The following is a 17,776-nucleotide window of genomic DNA, read 5'->3' on the forward strand; positions in this document are numbered from 1 at the left end:
CCGGGCGGCGTCAGATCCGCGACAGCGCCCGTGCGAGATCCGCCCGCAGGTCCTCCGGGTCCTCCAGGCCCACCGAGACGCGCAGCAGCCCGCCGCAGGGCTTCGCGTCGCCCTCGACTGGCCGGTGGGTGAGCGAGGCCGGGTGCTGGATCAGCGTGTCGACGCCGCCGAGCGACACGGCGTGGGTGATCAGCTCGCAGGCGCCGGCGACCTCGGCCGCGGCGGGCGCGCCGCCGCGTACCTCGAAGGCGAGCAGGCTGCCGGTGCCGGACATCTGGCGGCCGACCAGCCCGGCCGGGTCGTGCAGCGACGGGTGGTGGACGCGCTCGACGGCGGGGTGCCCGGCGAGCCAGGCGGCGAGCTTCGCCGCGCCGGCCTGCTGGGCGCGGACGCGCAGCGGGAGGGTCTGGATGCCGCGGTGCAGCAGGTACGCGCCGAGCGGGTGCAGGACGGCGCCGGTGACGGCACGGACCTGGCGCAGCCGGGCGGCCCACTCGGGTCCGCAGGCGACGACGCCGGCGAGGACGTCGCCGTGGCCGCCGATGCTCTTGGTGGCGCTGTGCAGCACGAGCGCGGCGCCGTGGCGGGCGGGCTGCTGGAGCACCGGGGTGGCGACGGTGTTGTCGACGAGCAGCGGGACGTCACCGGCGGCCTCGGCGAGCGCGGCGATGTCGACCAGGTCGAGGCTGGGGTTCGCCGGCGTCTCGACCACCACGATGGCGGTGTCGGGGCGGATCGCGGCGGCCACGTCGGCGGTGGTGGCCCAGGTGACCTCGGTGCCGAGCAGGCCCGTGGCGAGGACGTGGTCGGTGCCGCCGTAGAGGGGGCGCACGGCGACGACGTGCCGCTTGCCGTCGCGGGTGGCGGCGAGCAGGGTGGCGGTGAGCGCGGCCATGCCGCTGGCGAACGCGACGGCTTCGGCGGTGCCTTCGAGCTGGGCGAGCGCGGTCTCGAACCGGGCCACTGTGGGGTTCCAGAGGCGCTGGTAGACGGCGCTGCCGCCGGCTGGAAGGGTGCCGCCGGTGGCGAGCGTCTCGTAGTCGTCTCCACCGCCGGCCACCGAGGGCAGCGGGTTGGTGGTGGACAGGTCGATCGGCGGGACGTGGACGCCGAGCCCGGCGAGGTCGGCGCGCCCGGCGTGTACGGCTGCGGTGTCCACGGAAGTCATGCCGGAAGCGTCGAACATGACGACAGTGGGAGGCAATAGCAGCGAACAAGATTCTGGAAATCGCGCTTTCGCTCGGTGGTGATTCGGTGAAGGATGGTCACATGCCTGCCGCACCGAATGATGTACGGCCGTTCGCCGGCCTGGACGACATCGACCGCGCGATCCTCACCGAGCTGACTGCGGACGGCCGGCTGCCGAACAACGCGCTGGCCGAGCGGGTGGGGGTGGCGCCGTCGACGTGTCTGACGCGTACCCGGGCGCTGCGGGAGTGCGGGGCGATCCGCGGGTTCCACGCCGAGGTGGACCCGGCGGCGGTGGGTCTGCCGTTGCAGGCGCTGGTGTCGGTGCGGCTGACGGCGCACGAGCGGGCCGCCGTGGACGCGTTCCGGGCCCGGTCGGTGCGGCTACCAGGGGTGGTGTCGGTGTTCCACGTGGCGGGCGCGGAGGACTACGTGCTGCACGTGCGGGCCGCCTCCGGGGACGCGCTGCGGGACTTCGTCCTCGATCATCTCGCAGTCGATCCGGCGGTGCAGCACACGCAGACCAGCCTGATCTTCGAGCAGGCCCGGGGTATGGGGTAGCGCACCCGGCGGAACAATTCCGGCACGTCGCCTGTTGCACCTCCCTGTGATCGACGTACCCATGTCTGTTCTTGATCTTGCCCCGGTGGCGGCGACCGGCAGTGCCGGTGAGGCGCTGCGGTACACCACGGAGCTGGCCCGCCGCACCGAGGAGCTGGGCTACCGCCGGTTCTGGGTGGCCGAGCACCACAACATGCCCGCGATCGCGAGTTCCGCGCCGGCGGTGCTGCTCGCGCACCTGGCGGCGAACACCAGCACGATCCGGCTCGGTTCGGGCGGGGTGATGCTGCCCAACCACGCGCCGCTGGTGGTGGCCGAGCAGTTCGGCACCCTGGAGGCGCTGCACCCGGGCCGGATCGACCTGGGCATCGGCCGGGCTCCGGGCACCGACCAGGTGACCGCCCTGGCGTTGCGCCGCACCATGGAGGGCCTGTCCGCGGAGCACTTCCCGCGTGAGCTGGCCGACCTGATGAACTACTTCTCCGGCGCCGAGCCGGGCCCGATCACCGCGACACCGGGCCGCGGCCAGTCGCCGCAGGTGTGGCTGCTCGGGTCCAGCGGGTTCAGCGCGCAGCTGGCCGGCCTGCTGGGGCTGCCGTTCTCGTTCGCGCACCACTTCAGCTCGCAGAACACGATCCCGGCGTTGCAGCTCTACCGGCAGAACTTCCGGCCGTCGCAGTGGCTGGACCGGCCGTACGCGATGGTGGCGGTGAACGCGGTCTGCGCGGAGACCGACGAGCGGGCCGAATGGCTGGCCGGGCCGGCCGGGCTGTCGTTCCTGAAGCTGCGGTCGGGGCGGCCGGAGCCGCTGGTCACGCCGGAGGAGGCGGCGGCGTACCCGTACTCGGAGTTCGAGCGGGAGTTCGTCGCCCAGCGCCGCGACGGCCAGGCGACCGGCTCGCCGGAGACGGTGGCCCGGCAGCTCGGTGAGTTGCTGGAGCGCACCGGCGCGGACGAGCTGATGCTCACCACGATGGTCTATGACGTGGCGGACCGGGTCCGCTCGTTCGAGCTGATCGCCGAGAAGGTGGCGGGCGGGCTGCGCCGGGAGGGCTGAAACACGCTCTTCATAGCCACGTCACCGCACCGTCGCGTGGGACGCATAACTTTGTCCCCGGTGGTGGTACGGCATTCCCGGTCGGGACGGGTCGGGAATGCTGCGGTGTGGTGCACCGGGTCGCCGGCGGAGCGGATTCCGCGGCCGGCGACCCGGTGCCTGCCGTTTCAGCGCAGGTAGATGTTCGGCGCGGGTGGGGTGCTCATGCCGTCGCCCAGGTGGAAGCCCGGGTGCGGCGGCTGGTTGTAGGCGGTGTTCTGCCAGGCCACTGCCACCCGGTACTGCGGGTCGTGCATCAGCGTCGGCAGGCGCAGACCCGTGGTCACCGGCGTGCTGTAGATCCGGAGCGCGGTGCTGTCGGAGGTGCGCCACACGACCTCCTCCCGCCAGTCACCGAGCAGGTCCGCCGAGAGCGCCGGGGTGGACTTGGTGCCGTTGTTCGAGGCGACGCCGCTGCCGATGAGCAGCCGGGTCTCGCCGCCGGTGCCGTACTTGTCGATCTTCGTGGCGTCGAGCAGTTCCCGGACCGGGTCGCCGTCCCACCAGATCAGGAAGTTCGCCGACGACGGCTTGCGCCCGACGTTCTGGCCCCGGGTGTTGAGCAGCCCGTCGACCGCCGACGACCAGGACTCGGCACCCGGGCTACCCGCCCAGACGTCGCCGGAGACGCCGCGGCCGTTGTCGCCGCTCGGCGCGGTCTGCCAGATGATCTGCCCGGTGCGCGCGTCGGCCATCCAGGAACTGGGCTTGCTGCCGTCCTCGTCGACCTTGAACACCTCCAGGCCGGAGCGGGACGGGTCGAGGTCGCCGACGTGCAGCGCGTCGCCGTGGCCGTTGCCGGTGGAGTACAGCAGCCGGCCGTTGTCGTCGATGGTGGCGGCGCCGTACACGATCTCCTGGCGTCCGTCGTTGTCCACGTCGGCCACGGAGAGCTGGTGGTTGCCCTGGCCGGCGGCGGTGCCGTTGCCGGACGCGTTCGAGTCGAACGTCCAGCGCTTGCGCAGCGTGCCGTCGCGGAAGTCCCAGGCCGCGACGACGGCCCTGGTGTAGTAGCCGCGCGCCATGATCAGCGACGGGCGCTGCCCGTCCAGGTACGCGGTGCCGGCGAGGAACCGGTCGACCCGGTTGCCGTACGAGTCGCCCCAGGAGGAGACGGTGCCGCGCGGCGGGTCGTAGTCGACAGTGGACAGCGCGGCGCCGGTGCGGCCGTCGAACATGGTCAGGTACTCCGGGCCGGCGAGCACGTAGCCGCTGGAGTTGCGATGGTCGGCCGAGCCGTTCCCGATCACCTGGCCGGTGCCGGAGCGGGTGCCGTCGGCGGTCTTCATGGCCACCTCCCCGTCCCCGTCGCCGTCGTAGTCGTACACCTGGAACTGGGTGTAGTGGGCGCCGGCGCGGATGTTGCGGCCCAGGTCGACGCGCCACAGCCGGGTGCCGGTGAGCGTGTACGCGTCGACGTAGACGTTGCCGGTGTAGCCGGACTGCGAGTTGTCCTTGGCGTTCGACGGGTCCCACTTGAGCACGAACTCGTAGCGGCCGTCGCCGTCGAGGTCACCGACGCTCGCGTCGTTCGCCGCGTAGCTGTACCCCTCCCCCGACGGGGTGGTGCCGCCGGGCGGGGGCTGGATCGGCACGTCCAGGTAACCGTTGGCGAACTGGAGCGCCGGGGCGGACGCCGCCTGCTCGGCGCCGTTCACCACGGCCCGCACGGTGTACGCCGATCCGGCCGCCGCGCCGCTGTCCAGGTACGTGGTGGCGCCGGTGATCGGGCTGCCGTTGACCTTGGTGCCGCCCCGGTACAGGTTGAACGAAACCCCGGTGGTCTCGGTGCCGAGCAGCCGCCAGGAGACCAGGTTCCCGCTGCCGGAGCGGACGCTGATCAGCCCTCGGTCGAGGTCCTCCATCTGCTTCGCGCCGGCCGGCGGCGTGGTGGGCGGAGGTGTGGTCGGCGGCGGGGTCGTGGGCGGAGGTGTGGTGGACGGTGGCGGGGTCGTCGGTGGCGGGGTCGTCGGCGGCGCGCTGGTGGACGGCGCGCCGGTGCAGGCGGTGCCGTTGAGCGTGAACGCGGCCGGAACCGGGTTCGACGCGTCGTTCCACGAGCCGTTGAAGCCGAAGTTCGCGGTGCCGCCGGTGCCGATGGCCGCGTTGTAGCCGGCGTCGCGGGCGCTCACCTGCGCGCCGGACTGGCTGACCGTCGCGTTCCACGCCTGGACGACCTGCTGGCCGGCGGCGAAGCTCCAGCCGAGGGTCCAGCCGTTGACCGGGTCGCCGAGGTTCGTCACTGTCACGTCGGCGCCGAAGCCGCCGCTCCACTGGTTGGTGATCCGGTAGTCGACCCGGCAGGCGGCGGCCGCCGCCGCAGCGGTCATCGTGGTGAGCGCGCCGGCCGACAGGGTGACCGCCGAAGCCGCGGCGAGCAGCGCGATCCGGCGGCGGGGGGTAATGAGGTGCACGGGGATGCCTTTCGCGGAGGTCAGGCACGGGGCGAGCGCCGGCCTGCCCGGACCGGCGGAACGTGCCCTGACGCGACGAGCGACGTCAACACATCGACGTCGGTGATTCGGCTCCGCGCTCCGTCAGCCTAGGTCACCGCTGGACACCCCCACAAGCGCCCGGCTCACCGCGCACGTCGCACGCACCCTCCACCCCATCCCGGCGCAGTGGCGGCCGGCGGGGCGCGGCCGGACGGCGGCATGGCGGGTCGGCGGCACGGCAGAGTCGCGGGCGGCGGGCGGCGAGAAGAGACAGCCGACACGCCGTGGAACACCCCTCTCGGGTGCGGGGCGCGCGCCCCGAGAAGAGCTGAAGGCTCAGCCTTCGACGGCGGCGGCGAGCTTCCGCGACTCCGCGGCCTCGGCGGACTCTCCCGACGCCGCGGGCTTCGCCGGCTCGGCGGACTCACCAGACTTGCCGAACTCACCCGGCTCCGCAGGCGCGGCAGGCTCTCCCGCCGGCGCAGAGCCGGTGGCGAGGGCCGCCTCGACGGTGGCGCGGGCCCTGCGGGTACGGCGCAGGGCGCGCACCGCCAGCCCGACGGCGACCAGCCAGGCGGCGCCGAGCAGCACGTACACCACGACCGGCACCGAGCCGCCCACGCCGCCGGCGCTCAGCAGCGTGCGGGCGTTCGTCAGCACGATCACGCCGCCGATCACGGCGCCGAGCAGCTGAGCGGGGACGATGCGGACCAGCCAGGCCGCGATCGGCGCGGCGATCAGGCCACCGACCAGGAGGGCGGCCACTGTGGGCAGCAGGAAGCCCTCGGAGCCCAGGCCGATGAGGAAGCCGATGCTGGCCGCGCCGGCCACCACGAACTCGGAGGTGTCCACCGAGCCGATGACCTTGCGGGGTTCCATCCGGCCGGAGACCAGCAGGGCCGGGGTGGCGACCGGGCCCCAGCCACCGCCGCCGGTGGCGTCGACGAAGCCGGCGACCAGGCCGAGCGGGGCGAGGAAGCGGCTACGGAGCCGGCCGGCGGCGCGGTTGGCGCGCAGCGGCCGGGAGAACCGCACCAGCAGGTACGCGCCGAGCGTGAACAGGATGGCTGCCATCCACGGCGCCGCCGCCTCGGTGGAGATGGAGCTGAGGAACGTCGCCCCGGCGAACGCGCCGATCGCGCCGGGCAGCGCGATGCGGCCGACCACCTTCCAGTCGACGTTGCCGAAACGCCAGTGCGAGACGCCTGCGGCGAGCGTGGTGCCGATCTCGGCCAGGTGCACGGAGGCGGACGCGGCGGCCGGCGCCACGCCGGCGAACAGGAGAAGCGTCGAGGAGGTCAGCCCGTACGCCATGCCGAGCGCGCCGTCGACGAGTTGCGCGGCGAGCCCGACGAGGGCGAGGACCAGCAGCTTGCGCACGAGCGCCCCCTGACTTTTCGGTATCTCCTATCAACTTGGTCGACAATGCGCCACGAGGGCACCCCGGGTCAAGTCCCCCATCCGGTTGGTAGGAGACGCCGGACGGTGTGGTCAGCTCCAGGCGCGCGGGTCGGCGGCCAGTTCGTTGACCCGGCCGGGCAGCGCGCCGGCGGCCACGTCGGCGATGGTGACCAGCTCCAGGATCTCCCGCTCGCTGGCCCGCAGCGCGATCCAGACGTCCTGCAACGCGCGGGCCGCGCCCTGGTAGCCGAGCTGTTCCGGGCGCTGCCCGCGCACGTGCGCGAGTGGACCGTCGATGACGCGGATCACCTCGGCCAGGGAGATCTCGCCGGCCGGCCGGGCCAGCCAGTAGCCGCCCTCGGGGCCACGCTGGGCGTGCACGATGCCGCCCCGGCGCAGTTGCAGCAGGATGCTCTCGAGGAACTTCGGCGGGATGTCCTGCGCGCGGGCGATCTGCTCGGCGGTCACCGGGCGGCTCCGTCCGGTGCTTCCCCCGTCCGCGACCGAGGCCAGCTCAGCGGCCGCGCGGAGGGCATAGTCGACCCGGGCGGAAAGACGCATACGGCCAGGTTAGTCCGCTGCGGTGCGGACCTGCCGCCCGACCCGCGCCCGGACGATCACCGGCCGGGCGGTCAGCCGCCGACCCGCCGCAGCAGACCCTCCTGGACGGCGCTGGCGATGTGCCGGCCGTCGGTGGTGAACATCCGGCCCGTGGCCAGGCCACGGGCGCCGGACGCGGACGGGCTCCAGCAGTCGTACAGGAACCAGTCGTCGGCGCGGAACGACCTGTGGAACCACAGCGCGTGGTCGAGGCTCGCGCCGACCACACCGCCCGGGCCCCACACCTCGCCGTGCACCGACAGCACCGAGTCCAGCAGCGTCAGGTCGGAGGCGTACGTGAGGGCGCACGCGTGCAGCAGCGGATCGTCCGGCAGCTTGCCGTCCAGGCGCATCCACACCCGCTGGTGCGGTTCGGCCGGGCGGTCGCCGGGGCGGACCCAGCCGGGCTCGCCGACGTAGCGCACGTCGATCGGGCGCGGGATCATCCCCCAGATGCCCAGGCGCTCCGGGTAGCGGGAGAGCCGGTCGGTCATGGTCGGCACGTCGTCCGGGCCGGGTACGTCCGGCGGGAGCGGGGCGTGGTGGTCCAGCCCCTCCTCCTGCCGCTGGAACGACGCCGACATGAAGAAGATCGGCTTGTCGTGCTGCAACGCCACCGAGCGGCGTACCGAGAAGGAGCGGCCGTCGCGGACGTTCTCCACCTGGTACTCGATCGGCTCGGCCGGGTCGCCGGGGCGCACGAAGTAGCCGTGCAGGGAGTGCACGGCCCGCTCCGCGTCGACGGTGCGGCCGGCCGCGACCAGGGCCTGGCCGGCGACCTGCCCGCCGTAGACCCGCTGCGGGCCCACCTGCGGGCTCATCCCCCGGAAGGTCATCTCTCCGGTACGGGCGAGGTCGAGCACCTCCAGCAGCTGGTCGACCGCGGCCTGCCCGGTGGCCACACCACTCATTGAAGGGCTCGCGCCGAGGCGGCGTCGACCAGCGAACCGAGCTGGTGCACGCGCAGCGTGTTGGTGGAGCCGGGGGTGCCGGGCGGACTGCCCGCCACGATGACCACGTAGTCGCCCGGGTTGGCCCGGTTGAGGCCGAGCAGCGCCTGGTCGACCTGGCGGAACATGTCGTCGGTGTGCTGGACGAACGGCATCAGGAACGTCTCCACGCCCCAGGACAGCGCGAGCTGGTTGCGCACCTCCGGCACCGGCGTGAACGCCAGCAGCGGCAGGTCGCAGTGCAGCCGGGCCAGCCGCTTGACGGTGTCACCGGTCTGCGAGAACGCGACCATGGCCTTGGCGCCGATGGCCCGGGCGATCGACGAGGCGGCGACGGTGAGCGCGCCGCCGTGCGTACGCGGATCGTGCTGCAACCGGGGGACGGCGATCGAGCCGGCCTCGGTGGTGGTGATGATCTTCGCCATGGTGCTGACGGTGAGCACCGGGTACTTGCCGACGCTGGTCTCGCCGGAGAGCATCACCGCGTCCGCGCCGTCGAGCACCGCGTTCGCCACGTCGGAGGCCTCGGCGCGGGTCGGGCGGGAGTTCTCGATCATCGAGTCGAGCATCTGGGTGGCCACGATGACCGGCTTGGCGTTCTCCCGGCAGAGCTGCACGGCGCGCTTCTGCACCAGCGGCACCTGGTCCAGCGGCAGCTCGACGCCGAGGTCACCGCGGGCGACCATGACCCCGTCGAAGGAGAGCACGATCGCCTCCAGGTGGTCGACCGCCTCCGGCTTCTCGACCTTGGCCAGGACCGGGCGGCGCACGCCCTCCTCGTCCATGATCGAGTGGACGAGCTTGATGTCCTCCGGCGAGCGGACGAAGGAGAGCGCGACCAGGTCGACGCCGAGGCCGAGGGCGAAGCGCAGGTCCTCGGCGTCCTTGTCGGACAGGGCCGGGACGCTCACCGCGACGTTCGGCAGCGAGACGCCCTTGTTGTTGGAGACCGGGCCGCCCTCGGTGACCAGGCACCGGATGTCGTTGCCGGTGACGTCGCTGACCTCGACCGCGACGCGGCCGTCGTCGATCAGCAGCCGGTCGCCCGGCTTCACCTCCTGGGGCAGCTTGCGGTAGGTGCAGGAGACCCGCTCCTTGGTGCCGACGACGTCGTCACCGGTGATCACGACGGAGTCGCCGGTGCGCCACTCGTGCGGGCCGTCGGCGAACCGGCCGAGACGGATCTTGGGCCCCTGGAGGTCGGCGAGCACGGCGACCGGCTTGCCGGCCGCCTCGGCCGCTTCCCGGACCAGCCGGTAGACCGACTCGTGGTCGGCGTGACTGCCGTGGCTGAAGTTGAGCCTCGCCACGTTCATGCCCGCTTCTACGAGGCCGCGGATACGCTCCGGGGACGCGGTTGCGGGGCCGAGAGTGCAGACGATCTTCGCGCGGCGTGTCACGCCCATCAGGCTAGTCTCTCCTCCGGATCGGCCTCCCGGCCGACCCCTTGCGGACTGCGGAACATTTGTCCAACGACGCGCGTCAACCGCGTGGGCGGGCGGTAGGCGTACCGCACCGGAACGTCGTGTGGCGGGCATCAGCGACCGCGCGGTGAGAAATCGTACCGCTCCCCGTCACGGACCGGCCGGGGGCACTGTGGGGCCGCCGCGCCCGGCCGTCCGGCCGTGGGCGGGCACTGGGTACGCGGCAGCGATCGGTGCCGTCGGAGGGGCGGGCGTCGCGCCTCAGCTCTCCGTCTTGACCAGCGGGAACTCCAGTGAGCCGGCCGGGCAGAGGAAGGTGAGCACCTCGACCCGGTAGAGCCCGGCCTGCACCGCCGGGTCGGCCTCCATGACGCTGCGGACGTCGTCCACCGAGCCGGTCCGGGCCAGGCCGAAACCGATCGGCGGGTCGGGTTCCCGGGCCGGGCCGTCGACCGACCCGTCCACGAGCACGATGCCGCGCCGTTGCAGCGCCCGCATGTGCTGGAGGTGCTCGGCCTGCAACCGCTGCACGGTCTCGTCCGGCAGGGCCCGTCCCGAGGGCCCCGGGTAGAGCACGATGCACTCGTACGTGTCCAGCGCGAAGTCGAGCCGTGGCGTCGCGGCCATGCGCACCTCCTGAGCACCGTCCCGCCCAGCCTCCCACGGCGGCCCGGTGCGCCGGGGCCGCTCGCCGCAACTGCCAGTGCTTCGCCGCCACGATTCGGGGAATGTCCAGGGTCGGGGCGCAACACCGCCCCGCGAGGTACGAACGAGCACAGGAGGACCGCGAATGGCCACCAGCACCCAGCCCGCCAAGGCGTCGGGCAGCTACCGGATCGGTGGCGACCTGCCGGTCGACCGCCTCGGCTACGGGGCGATGCAGCTCACCGGCCCCGGCGTGTGGGGCGACCCGAAGGATCCGGCCGAGGCGGTACGGGTGCTGCGCCGCGCGTACGAGCTGGGCGTCACGTTCATCGACACCGCCGACTCGTACGGGCCGTTCGTCAGCGAGCTGCTGATCCGCGAGGCGCTGCACCCGTACGCCGACGACCTGGTCATCGCGACGAAGGCCGGCCTGACCCGCTCCGGCCCGGACGACTGGCGGCCGGTGGGCCGCCCGGAGTATCTGCGCCAGCAGTGCGAGCTGAGCCTGCGCCACCTGGGCCTGGACTGCATCCCGCTCTACCAGCTGCACCGCATCGACGCGAAGGTGCCGCTGGCCGACCAGCTCGGCGAGCTGGCGCTGCTGCGCCAGGAGGGCAAGATCCGGCACATCGGGCTGTCCCAGGTCAGCGTCGAGGAGATCGAGGCGGCCCGGGCGATCGCGCCGATCGTGTCCGTGCAGAACCTCTACAACCTGGCCGACCGCAGCGCGGAGGACGTGCTGGAGCACTGCGAGCGCCACGACCTGGCGTTCATCCCGTGGTTCCCGATCGCCACCGGCAACCTGGCCCGGCCCGGCGGCCCGCTGGACGCGATCTCGACCGCGCACGGCGCCAGCCCGGCGCAGCTCGCGCTGGCCTGGCTGCTGCGCCGGTCGCCGGTGATGCTGCCGATCCCGGGTACGTCGTCGGTGGCGCACCTGGAGGAGAACGTGGCGGCCGCCGGGGTGGAGCTCACCGACGACGAGTTCGAGGCGCTGGCGAAGGCCGCCTGAGCCGGCCGCCGCACCTCCGCCGACCGGCCCCTTTCGCGGAATGTGATCGGACAACTACTGTCAGAGGGATTCTCATGAGTGGGGGTCCCCTGTGGAGGAATTCGACTACGTCATCGTGGGGGCCGGCGCGGCGGGGTGCGTGCTGGCCAACCGGCTCACCGAGGATCCGGGGACGCGGGTGTTGCTGCTGGAGGCGGGCGGCTGGGACCGGAGCCCGTACGTGCGGGTGCCCAAGGCGTTCTCCCGGCTGATGGACGACGAGCGCACCGCCTGGCACTACCCGGCCACCACCGGGCCGGACCGCCGGGAGATCTGGCAGCGCGGACGGATGATCGGCGGCTCGACGTCGGTGAACGGCATGATCTGGAGCCGCGGCGCGGCCCGGGACTGGGACGCCCTCGAACCGCTGGGCTGGGGCTGGTCGGTCATGGGCCGGGTGTTCCCGCAGCTGGAGGACCACCCGCTCGGGCCCGCGCCGCATCGGGGCACGGGCGGCCCGGTGCGGCTGTCCATCGCCACCGGCACCGACCCGCTCGCCGAGGAGATGGTGGCGACCGGCGCCGAGCTGGGCTGGCGCCACGCCGACGACCTGGACGCCCACGACGACGAGCGGATCGGCTACCCCACCGCCACGATCCGCGCCGGACGCCGGGTCAGCGCCGCCGACGCGTTCCTGCACCCGGTGCGGCGCCGGCCCAACCTGACCGTCGAGGTCGGCGCCGTCGTCCTGCGGGTGCTCGTCGAGGGCGGCCGGGCCACCGGTGTACGGGTGGCGCGCGGCGGCGGGGAGACCACGTACCGGGCGGCCGGTGAGGTGATCCTCGCCGCGGGCGCCCTGGCCACCCCGCACCTGTTGCAGGTCTCCGGCATCGGTCCGGCGGACACGCTGCGCGCGGCAGGGGTGCCGGTGCTGCTCGACCGGCCACGGGTCGGCGCGGGGCTGCGCGAGCACCGGTCGATGGTGCTCCAGTACCGCCTCGCCGAACCCGGCGGCCACAACATGACCATCGGCAGCCCGCTCGGGCAGGCCCGGGCCACGCTGCGCTGGCTGCTCACCGGGGGCGGCCCGCTCGCCCTGCCGGTGCTGGACGTGGCGGCCCACCTCAAGTCCCGCCCCGACCTGGACCGCCCGGACGCGCACCTGCTGATGGCGCCGTTCTCGGCCGCCCCACCGCGACCCGGCAAGGCCCTCGAACTGGAACGGGAGCCGGGCGTGATGTGCCTGGGCACGGTGACGCGGCCGGACAGCGAGGGCAGTCTGACCATCACCGGCGCGGACCCGCGTACGCCGCCGGCCATCGTGGCGAACTACCTCACCACCGAGCACGACCGGCGGGTGGCGGTGGACCTGTTCCGCCGGATGCGGGAGTTCTTCGGTACCGGCCCGATCGCGAAGCGCATCCGGGCCGAGACGGTGCCCGGGACGGCGGCCACCACCGACGCGGAGATCGTCGAGGCGGCGGTGGCGCGCGGCTACTGCGGCTACCACGCGATCGGCACCTGCGCGATGGGCACCGGCGACGACCACGTGGTCGATCCGCGGTTGCGGGTACGCGGCGTGGACGGGCTGCGGGTGGTCGACGCGTCGGTGCTGCCGGTGATGGTGGCCGGCTGGACCAGCGCCCCGGTGACCGCGCTGGCCTGGCGGGCCGCCGACGTGATCCGCGGGCGAGCCGACGACTGAACGTGCCCGGGACCGCACGACGGCGGGCCCGGGCACGTGGCTCAGACCGCGAAGCAGTTCGGCTGGACCGCGGCGCCGGAGAGCACCTGGCGCACCGCCGTGTACGTGGTGCCGTCCAGCACCAGCCCGAGGTGGCCGACGACCCGCAGCGGGCACCACGCCTGCACCAGGATGTTCGTCGCGCCGTCGGCGAGCACGGCGTTGTCGACCGGCCGGACCAGTTCGTCCTGCCAGGTGCGCACCGTCGCCCAGCGCACCGGGCCGGGGGTGTCGTCCCCGGCGTTGAGGTCGGCGAGGAAGCTCGACCCGATGGTCATCTGCTGGCAGGCGATCACCCCGGCGCAGCTGCCCAGCCCGAGGAAGGCGACCAGGTTGGCGACGTAGGTGCCGTACTGCGGGCTGCCCAGGCTGACGTACTGGTCGACGGTGGCGGTGCCGCCGAGGTACTTGACGTACCAGCGGCTGACCAGGCCGCCCTCGGAGTGGCCGACCAGGTCGACGCGCGCGGCGCCGGTGGTGGCGCGCACCCGGTCCACGTAGGACGCCAGGGAACGGGCGGACTCGCGGATGTCGCCGAGGCCGAGGTTCGGCAACTGGAAGATCGAGACCCGGTAGCCGTCGGCGCGCAGCCGGGCGGCGATCGGCTCGTACGCGATGGAGATTCCACTCAGGCCGCCGACCACGATCACCGGGTCGGCGGCCGCGGCGGCGGCCCGTTGCGCGGCGGTGGCGACGGTGGCCGTGTTCGACGGAGCGGCGGGTTCGGCGGTGGCGGCCTGGGCGGCGGCCGGGACGAGCAGGACGGTGGCGGCGGTGGTGGCGGCCAGGATCGTTCGGAGCAGCATGGGCTGCACCTCCGGGGGGAGGCACCCGGGCGTACCCGGGGGGACGGGTGGGATCCGATCGATCGTGGACACGATGATGCGTGTCCGATTTCACACACGTCAATGAAAAGTTACGCGGCGGTAACCCTTGTCGCGCCCTCAGCGCAAACCGGCATGCCGGGCCGGGCTCAGTTGCCCAGCGCCTGGACCTTCGCGATGGTCTCCCGCACGTGCTGACGGGCCGGCTCCCCGCCCTGCGCGGCCTGCGCCAGCGCCTGCCGGTAGGAGTCGATGGCGCCGATCAGCGGGCCCGCCGTGGCCCCCTCCAGCGCGCCCGCCACCAGCGCCCGCGCCTCGGCCGCGTCCTGCGCGGCGGCGGCGGTGCGTGCCTTGGCCTCGTCCAGCTTCTGTGCCGCCGCCGCCAGCCTGGCGATGATCTCCGCCGCGCTCACACGCCCTCCCCCAGCTCACCGACCCGCGCGCAGCCTACCTCCCCACCCCGCCTCACTGTCAGCGCAGGAGGCGGAAGAGGAGGAGGTAGAGGCAGAAGAAGGACGGGGAGACCAGCGCGCAGATCACGAAGCCGAGCGGCACGTACCGTCCGGCCGGCGGCGCGTCGCCCTCCACCGCCGGGCGGCCCCAGCGGGCGAGCACCACCTGACCGGCCACGAAGGACATCAACGGCACGCCCGCGCAGGACAGCGCCGCCACCAGGTCCAGCCCGGCCACCGGCAGCGACGACCCCACTATCGCGATCAGCATCAGCAGCGAGCCGGCGAGCGCGCAGCCCGCGTACACCACCACCGCCCGGGCCGGCGCCGACCAGGTGGGCAGCAGCACCGGCGTGCGGGCCAGCGCGTCGGCCTGCTGCCCGAACGCGTCGGCCTCCTCGGCGAGCCGCCCCGCCGCCGCCAGCTCCGCCGCCGGGTCGCCGGCCCGCGGCGCCGGAGCACCCCCCGAGGGGTACGCCCCGACATCCGGCCGCCCCGGCGCGCCGGCTGCGCCGCCGGTCACCCCGTCCCCCGGTCCGGGCGCGGGACCTGGCGCTGCCCCACCGGCCACCATCGCCGGTGCCGGCGCCTCCGCCGGGACCGAGGTCATCGGCACGCCGATCGCCTGCCCGAGCCGGTCGAGGTGCTGCCCCTGGGCGGCCAGGCGCTGCCCGAGCGTGTCGACTGCGGACTGGAGGCCACGGCGGCGCTCCGCCTCGGCGGCGATCTCCCGCTCCCCGCCCCGCTGCCGGGTGGACAGCTCCCGCAGCAGCGCCGCGTACTCGTCGAATCCGCTCATGATGGCTCTCCCCCGGCGGCGAACGGCACGATCAGCGCGGTGCGGTGCTCGTGCCGGTCGACCAGCAGGGCGCGCCCCTCGCGCGGGACGTACGCCAGGTCGTGCACGCCGAGGTGCAGGCCCAGGTCGGCGGCGGGGACGTTGAGCGCGACCAGGCCGGTCACGTCGTCGCGGTGCCCGCTGCCGCCGAGGTCGTCGGCGAGCCGGCGCAGCCCGCGCCACCAGCCGAGCACGTGCACCCCGCGCGGCGGGCCCTGGCGCAGCACGGCGCGCAGGTCGTCGTACCCGGAGCGGAACGTCGCCGGGTCGGAGGCGGCCAGCGTCGTGGCGGCGGCGTCCATCCCGAACACCACCAGGTAGGTGCGCCCGGCCGCCGGGGCGTCGCCGGTCGCGGCCTCGGCGAGCTGGGCGCGCAGCGCGCCGGCGTCGAGGCGCCGGACCGGGTGCCCGGCGGCGGCGAGCGTCATGGCCAGGTCGTCGGCGGCGTCCGTGGTGCCCGGCGCCAGCGGCACGAACAGGAACCGGGCGGTGCCGGGCGCGTGCTGGCGGGCCAGGGACAGGGTGGCCGACCGGAGCACGTCCGCGCCCGCCGCGGCGGTGCCGACCACCGCCAGGTGCCGGCCCGGGCTGCCGTCGAGCGCGAAGCCGGCCGGGCTGCCGGGGACGTCTACTACCCGGCCGACGAGCGCGTACGGCGGGTCGGCGCCGGGTGTCAGCGCCGCCCAGGCGGGGTCGTCGGTGAGCCGGGGCGTCTCGTGTCCCCGGAAGACGGCAGGCGGGCGTGACCCGGCCGGGCGGGCCGCGTGCAGTTCGTGGCGCAGCGCGGCGAGGTCGGCCGAGGCGGCGTGCGCGTCGGGGAACCGCACCTCGGCGTCCGAGCCGGGCGCACCCGCGCCGGTGTTCACCACTGCCGTGCCGACGGTGAGCCCGCGCGCGGCGTCGTTGCGCGGGTCCAGCACGGCGTCGCCGCCTGGTAGCGCGATCCGCAGCGGGAACTGCCCGAAGATCGCCTCGGCCCGGCCGTAGAGCGCCTCGATGCCGGTGGTGCTCTGGCTCGCCAGCACCAGGTGCAGGCCGTACGAGCGGCCCTTGCGGGCCAGTTCCTCGATCAGGTCGACGGCCTGCCGGGCCAGCGCGTCGTTGCCGGCGAACAGCACGTGGAACTCGTCGACCACCGTGACGATCCGGGGCGGCCGGGCGTTGGGCGGCAGGTCCGCCAGGCGGCTGACGCCGTGCCGCTTCAGCAGGTCGGCGCGGCGGCCCAGTTCGGCGCGCAGTTCGCGCAGCACGGCCACGCCGTACTCGCGGTCGGACTCGATGCCGACCGCGTCGGCGTGCGGCAGCCAGGACGGGTCACGGTCGGTGGGCACGAACTCGGTGAAGCTGACGCCCTCCTTGAAGTCGAGCAGCATCAGCCGCAGCTCGGCCGGGGAGTAGCGGGCGGCCAGCCCGTAGAGCACGTCGAGCAGCAGCACCGTCTTGCCGGCGCCGGTCCGCCCGCCGATCAGCCAGTGCGGGGTGGCGTCGTCGAACGCCACGCTCAGCGGACGGCGTCCGGCCCGGCCGAGCACGGTACGCAGCCCGGAGGCGGCGGACCCGGCCCAGCGCTGCGCGGGCAGCAGGTCGGTGAACGTGACGCCGTCCTGGCCGGCGGCCTCGGCGTACCGGCGGGCCAGCGCGGTGACAGTGGCGTGCGACGGGTCGCCGTCGAGCACCACCGGCGCGGCCAGCCCGCTGCCGTCGGTGCTGAACGGGCGCCCGGGCGGGTCGCCGACGAGCGTGTACCGCTCGGTGACGCGCAGCTGGGTGGTGGCGCCCAGCGGCGGCGCGGCGCTCGGCCCGGCCGGTGGGTGACCGGCCAGCAGCACGCAGACCGCAGCGGCCGGGCCGGCGTGGGTGAGCGCGGCGAGCCGGGCCAGTTCCCGGGGCGGCGGCGCGGACGCGGCGACCACCACCAGCAGCTCGCGGTCCTCCGGCGCGGACCGCTGGGCGGTACGGGCATGCCGCTCGGCCAGGTCGAGCAGGGCCGTCGTCTCCGCCTCGGTGGTCGCCGCCGCGGCGAGCACCCCGGCGTCCTGGAGTGGGCGCAGCGGAAGGAACGCCGCGCCGAAGGCGGCCTGGTCGATGCCGGCGACCCGGATCGCACCGGCCGGAGCGGCGGTCAGCAGCCGTACCACCACCGCCCGCAGCAGCTCGCCGACGCGCGGGTCACGGGCGTCCGCGTCGACCGCCAGGTGCGCGCCCGCACCCACCGGCACGAGCACCGGGAACGCGCCGTCGACAGTGGTCGCGGCGCCGAGGCGTACCGGAACGGGGTGGGTCGCGACGCGGGCGGTGCCGGGCACCGCGGCGGCCAGCTCCCCGCCGAGGCGGGCCAGCCGCGCGACCAGCTCGGGGCTGCCCACCGGCGCCGGGCCCGCGGCACCCAGCAGCCGCCGGGCCGCCTCCCAGTGCCGCACCGCCCGCCGATGCCGATCGACCGCCTGCCGGTACGCCGCCGCGAGTCTGCCCACCGTCCGCCCTCCGACGTTTGCGATCGAAGGGAACCCTAACGGACGCGCGCCGCACCGGCACGGGGCGCTCCGCACCGGGGATTCGTCCACTGTTCACCCGGCTACCGACGGGCGCGCCGCCCGCCGTTCCCCCGGCCCGGCTTGCCTTCGGTC

At 74.3% G+C, this 17,776-nt stretch carries 15 protein-coding genes; 4 read left to right on the plus strand and 11 right to left on the minus strand.

Annotation, left to right across the window (positions count from 1 at the left end):
* Positions 1-10 precede the first annotated feature (10 nt).
* Positions 11-1,186 (minus strand): trans-sulfuration enzyme family protein, encoded by a 1,176-nt coding sequence (locus SM452_RS15795; RefSeq protein WP_355509078.1) that lies wholly within the window; start codon positions 1,184-1,186, stop codon positions 11-13.
* Between the two features lie 83 nt (positions 1,187-1,269).
* On the opposite strand from SM452_RS15795, the gene SM452_RS15800 reads away from it, so the two are divergent.
* Positions 1,270-1,749, plus strand: coding sequence for an Lrp/AsnC family transcriptional regulator (locus SM452_RS15800; RefSeq protein ID WP_262014655.1), 480 nt, complete (start codon positions 1,270-1,272; stop codon positions 1,747-1,749).
* A gap of 61 nt (positions 1,750-1,810) precedes the next feature.
* A complete protein-coding gene (locus tag SM452_RS15805; protein WP_199733081.1) occupies positions 1,811-2,806 on the plus strand; it encodes an LLM class flavin-dependent oxidoreductase in 996 nt (331 codons plus the stop codon).
* Between the two features lie 167 nt (positions 2,807-2,973).
* Here the strand turns inward: SM452_RS15805 and SM452_RS15810 are convergent, their stop codons facing one another.
* The 6 genes from SM452_RS15810 to SM452_RS15835 all read right to left on the minus strand — a co-directional run bounded on the left by SM452_RS15810 (position 2,974) and on the right by SM452_RS15835 (position 10,282).
* Positions 2,974-5,259 carry a rhamnogalacturonan lyase family protein gene (locus tag SM452_RS15810; protein ID WP_463840170.1) on the minus strand — a complete coding sequence of 762 codons (2,286 nt, stop codon included), beginning with the start codon at positions 5,257-5,259 and terminating at the stop codon, positions 2,974-2,976.
* Between the two features lie 357 nt (positions 5,260-5,616).
* On the minus strand, positions 5,617-6,660 hold the full coding sequence (locus SM452_RS15815; protein ID WP_355509073.1) for a sulfite exporter TauE/SafE family protein: 1,044 nt from the start codon (positions 6,658-6,660) through the stop codon (positions 5,617-5,619).
* A 111-nt stretch (positions 6,661-6,771) separates the two neighbouring features.
* Positions 6,772-7,242, minus strand: coding sequence for an RrF2 family transcriptional regulator (locus tag SM452_RS15820; RefSeq protein ID WP_135241228.1), 471 nt, complete (start codon positions 7,240-7,242; stop codon positions 6,772-6,774).
* Positions 7,243-7,313: 71 nt separating this feature from the next.
* Entirely contained in the window at positions 7,314-8,192 is an 879-nt protein-coding gene (locus SM452_RS15825) for an acyl-CoA thioesterase (RefSeq protein ID WP_262014653.1), read from the minus strand.
* A complete protein-coding gene (gene pyk, locus SM452_RS15830; RefSeq protein WP_269704959.1) occupies positions 8,189-9,637 on the minus strand; it encodes a pyruvate kinase in 1,449 nt (482 codons plus the stop codon). Before pyk ends, SM452_RS15825 begins: the two co-directional genes overlap by 4 nt.
* A gap of 279 nt (positions 9,638-9,916) precedes the next feature.
* Positions 9,917-10,282 (minus strand): YciI family protein, encoded by a 366-nt coding sequence (locus tag SM452_RS15835; protein WP_013287532.1) that lies wholly within the window; start codon positions 10,280-10,282, stop codon positions 9,917-9,919.
* Positions 10,283-10,445: 163 nt separating this feature from the next.
* On the opposite strand from SM452_RS15835, the gene SM452_RS15840 reads away from it, so the two are divergent.
* Complete coding sequence (locus SM452_RS15840; RefSeq protein WP_355509070.1) at positions 10,446-11,312, plus strand: aldo/keto reductase; 867 nt, start codon at positions 10,446-10,448, stop codon at positions 11,310-11,312.
* A gap of 91 nt (positions 11,313-11,403) precedes the next feature.
* On the plus strand, positions 11,404-12,996 hold the full coding sequence (locus SM452_RS15845; protein ID WP_262014650.1) for a GMC family oxidoreductase: 1,593 nt from the start codon (positions 11,404-11,406) through the stop codon (positions 12,994-12,996).
* Between the two features lie 41 nt (positions 12,997-13,037).
* Here the strand turns inward: SM452_RS15845 and SM452_RS15850 are convergent, their stop codons facing one another.
* The 4 genes from SM452_RS15850 to SM452_RS15865 form a co-directional block, all read right to left on the minus strand.
* Complete coding sequence (locus SM452_RS15850; RefSeq protein WP_463840171.1) at positions 13,038-13,841, minus strand: lipase family alpha/beta hydrolase; 804 nt, start codon at positions 13,839-13,841, stop codon at positions 13,038-13,040.
* Between the two features lie 167 nt (positions 13,842-14,008).
* A complete protein-coding gene (locus SM452_RS15855; RefSeq protein WP_463840172.1) occupies positions 14,009-14,272 on the minus strand; it encodes a DUF6244 family protein in 264 nt (87 codons plus the stop codon).
* Positions 14,273-14,330: 58 nt separating this feature from the next.
* The gene (locus SM452_RS15860) at positions 14,331-15,110 is read right to left on the minus strand and encodes a hypothetical protein (protein WP_463840173.1); all 780 of its coding nucleotides are present in this window, start codon (positions 15,108-15,110) and stop codon (positions 14,331-14,333) included.
* Positions 15,107-17,623 carry an FtsK/SpoIIIE domain-containing protein gene (locus tag SM452_RS15865; RefSeq protein WP_463840174.1) on the minus strand — a complete coding sequence of 839 codons (2,517 nt, stop codon included), beginning with the start codon at positions 17,621-17,623 and terminating at the stop codon, positions 15,107-15,109. Before SM452_RS15865 ends, SM452_RS15860 begins: the two co-directional genes overlap by 4 nt.
* Positions 17,624-17,776: the final 153 nt, after the last annotated feature.

The sequence above is a fragment of the Micromonospora sp. SYSU B005 genome (assembly GCF_055362685.1).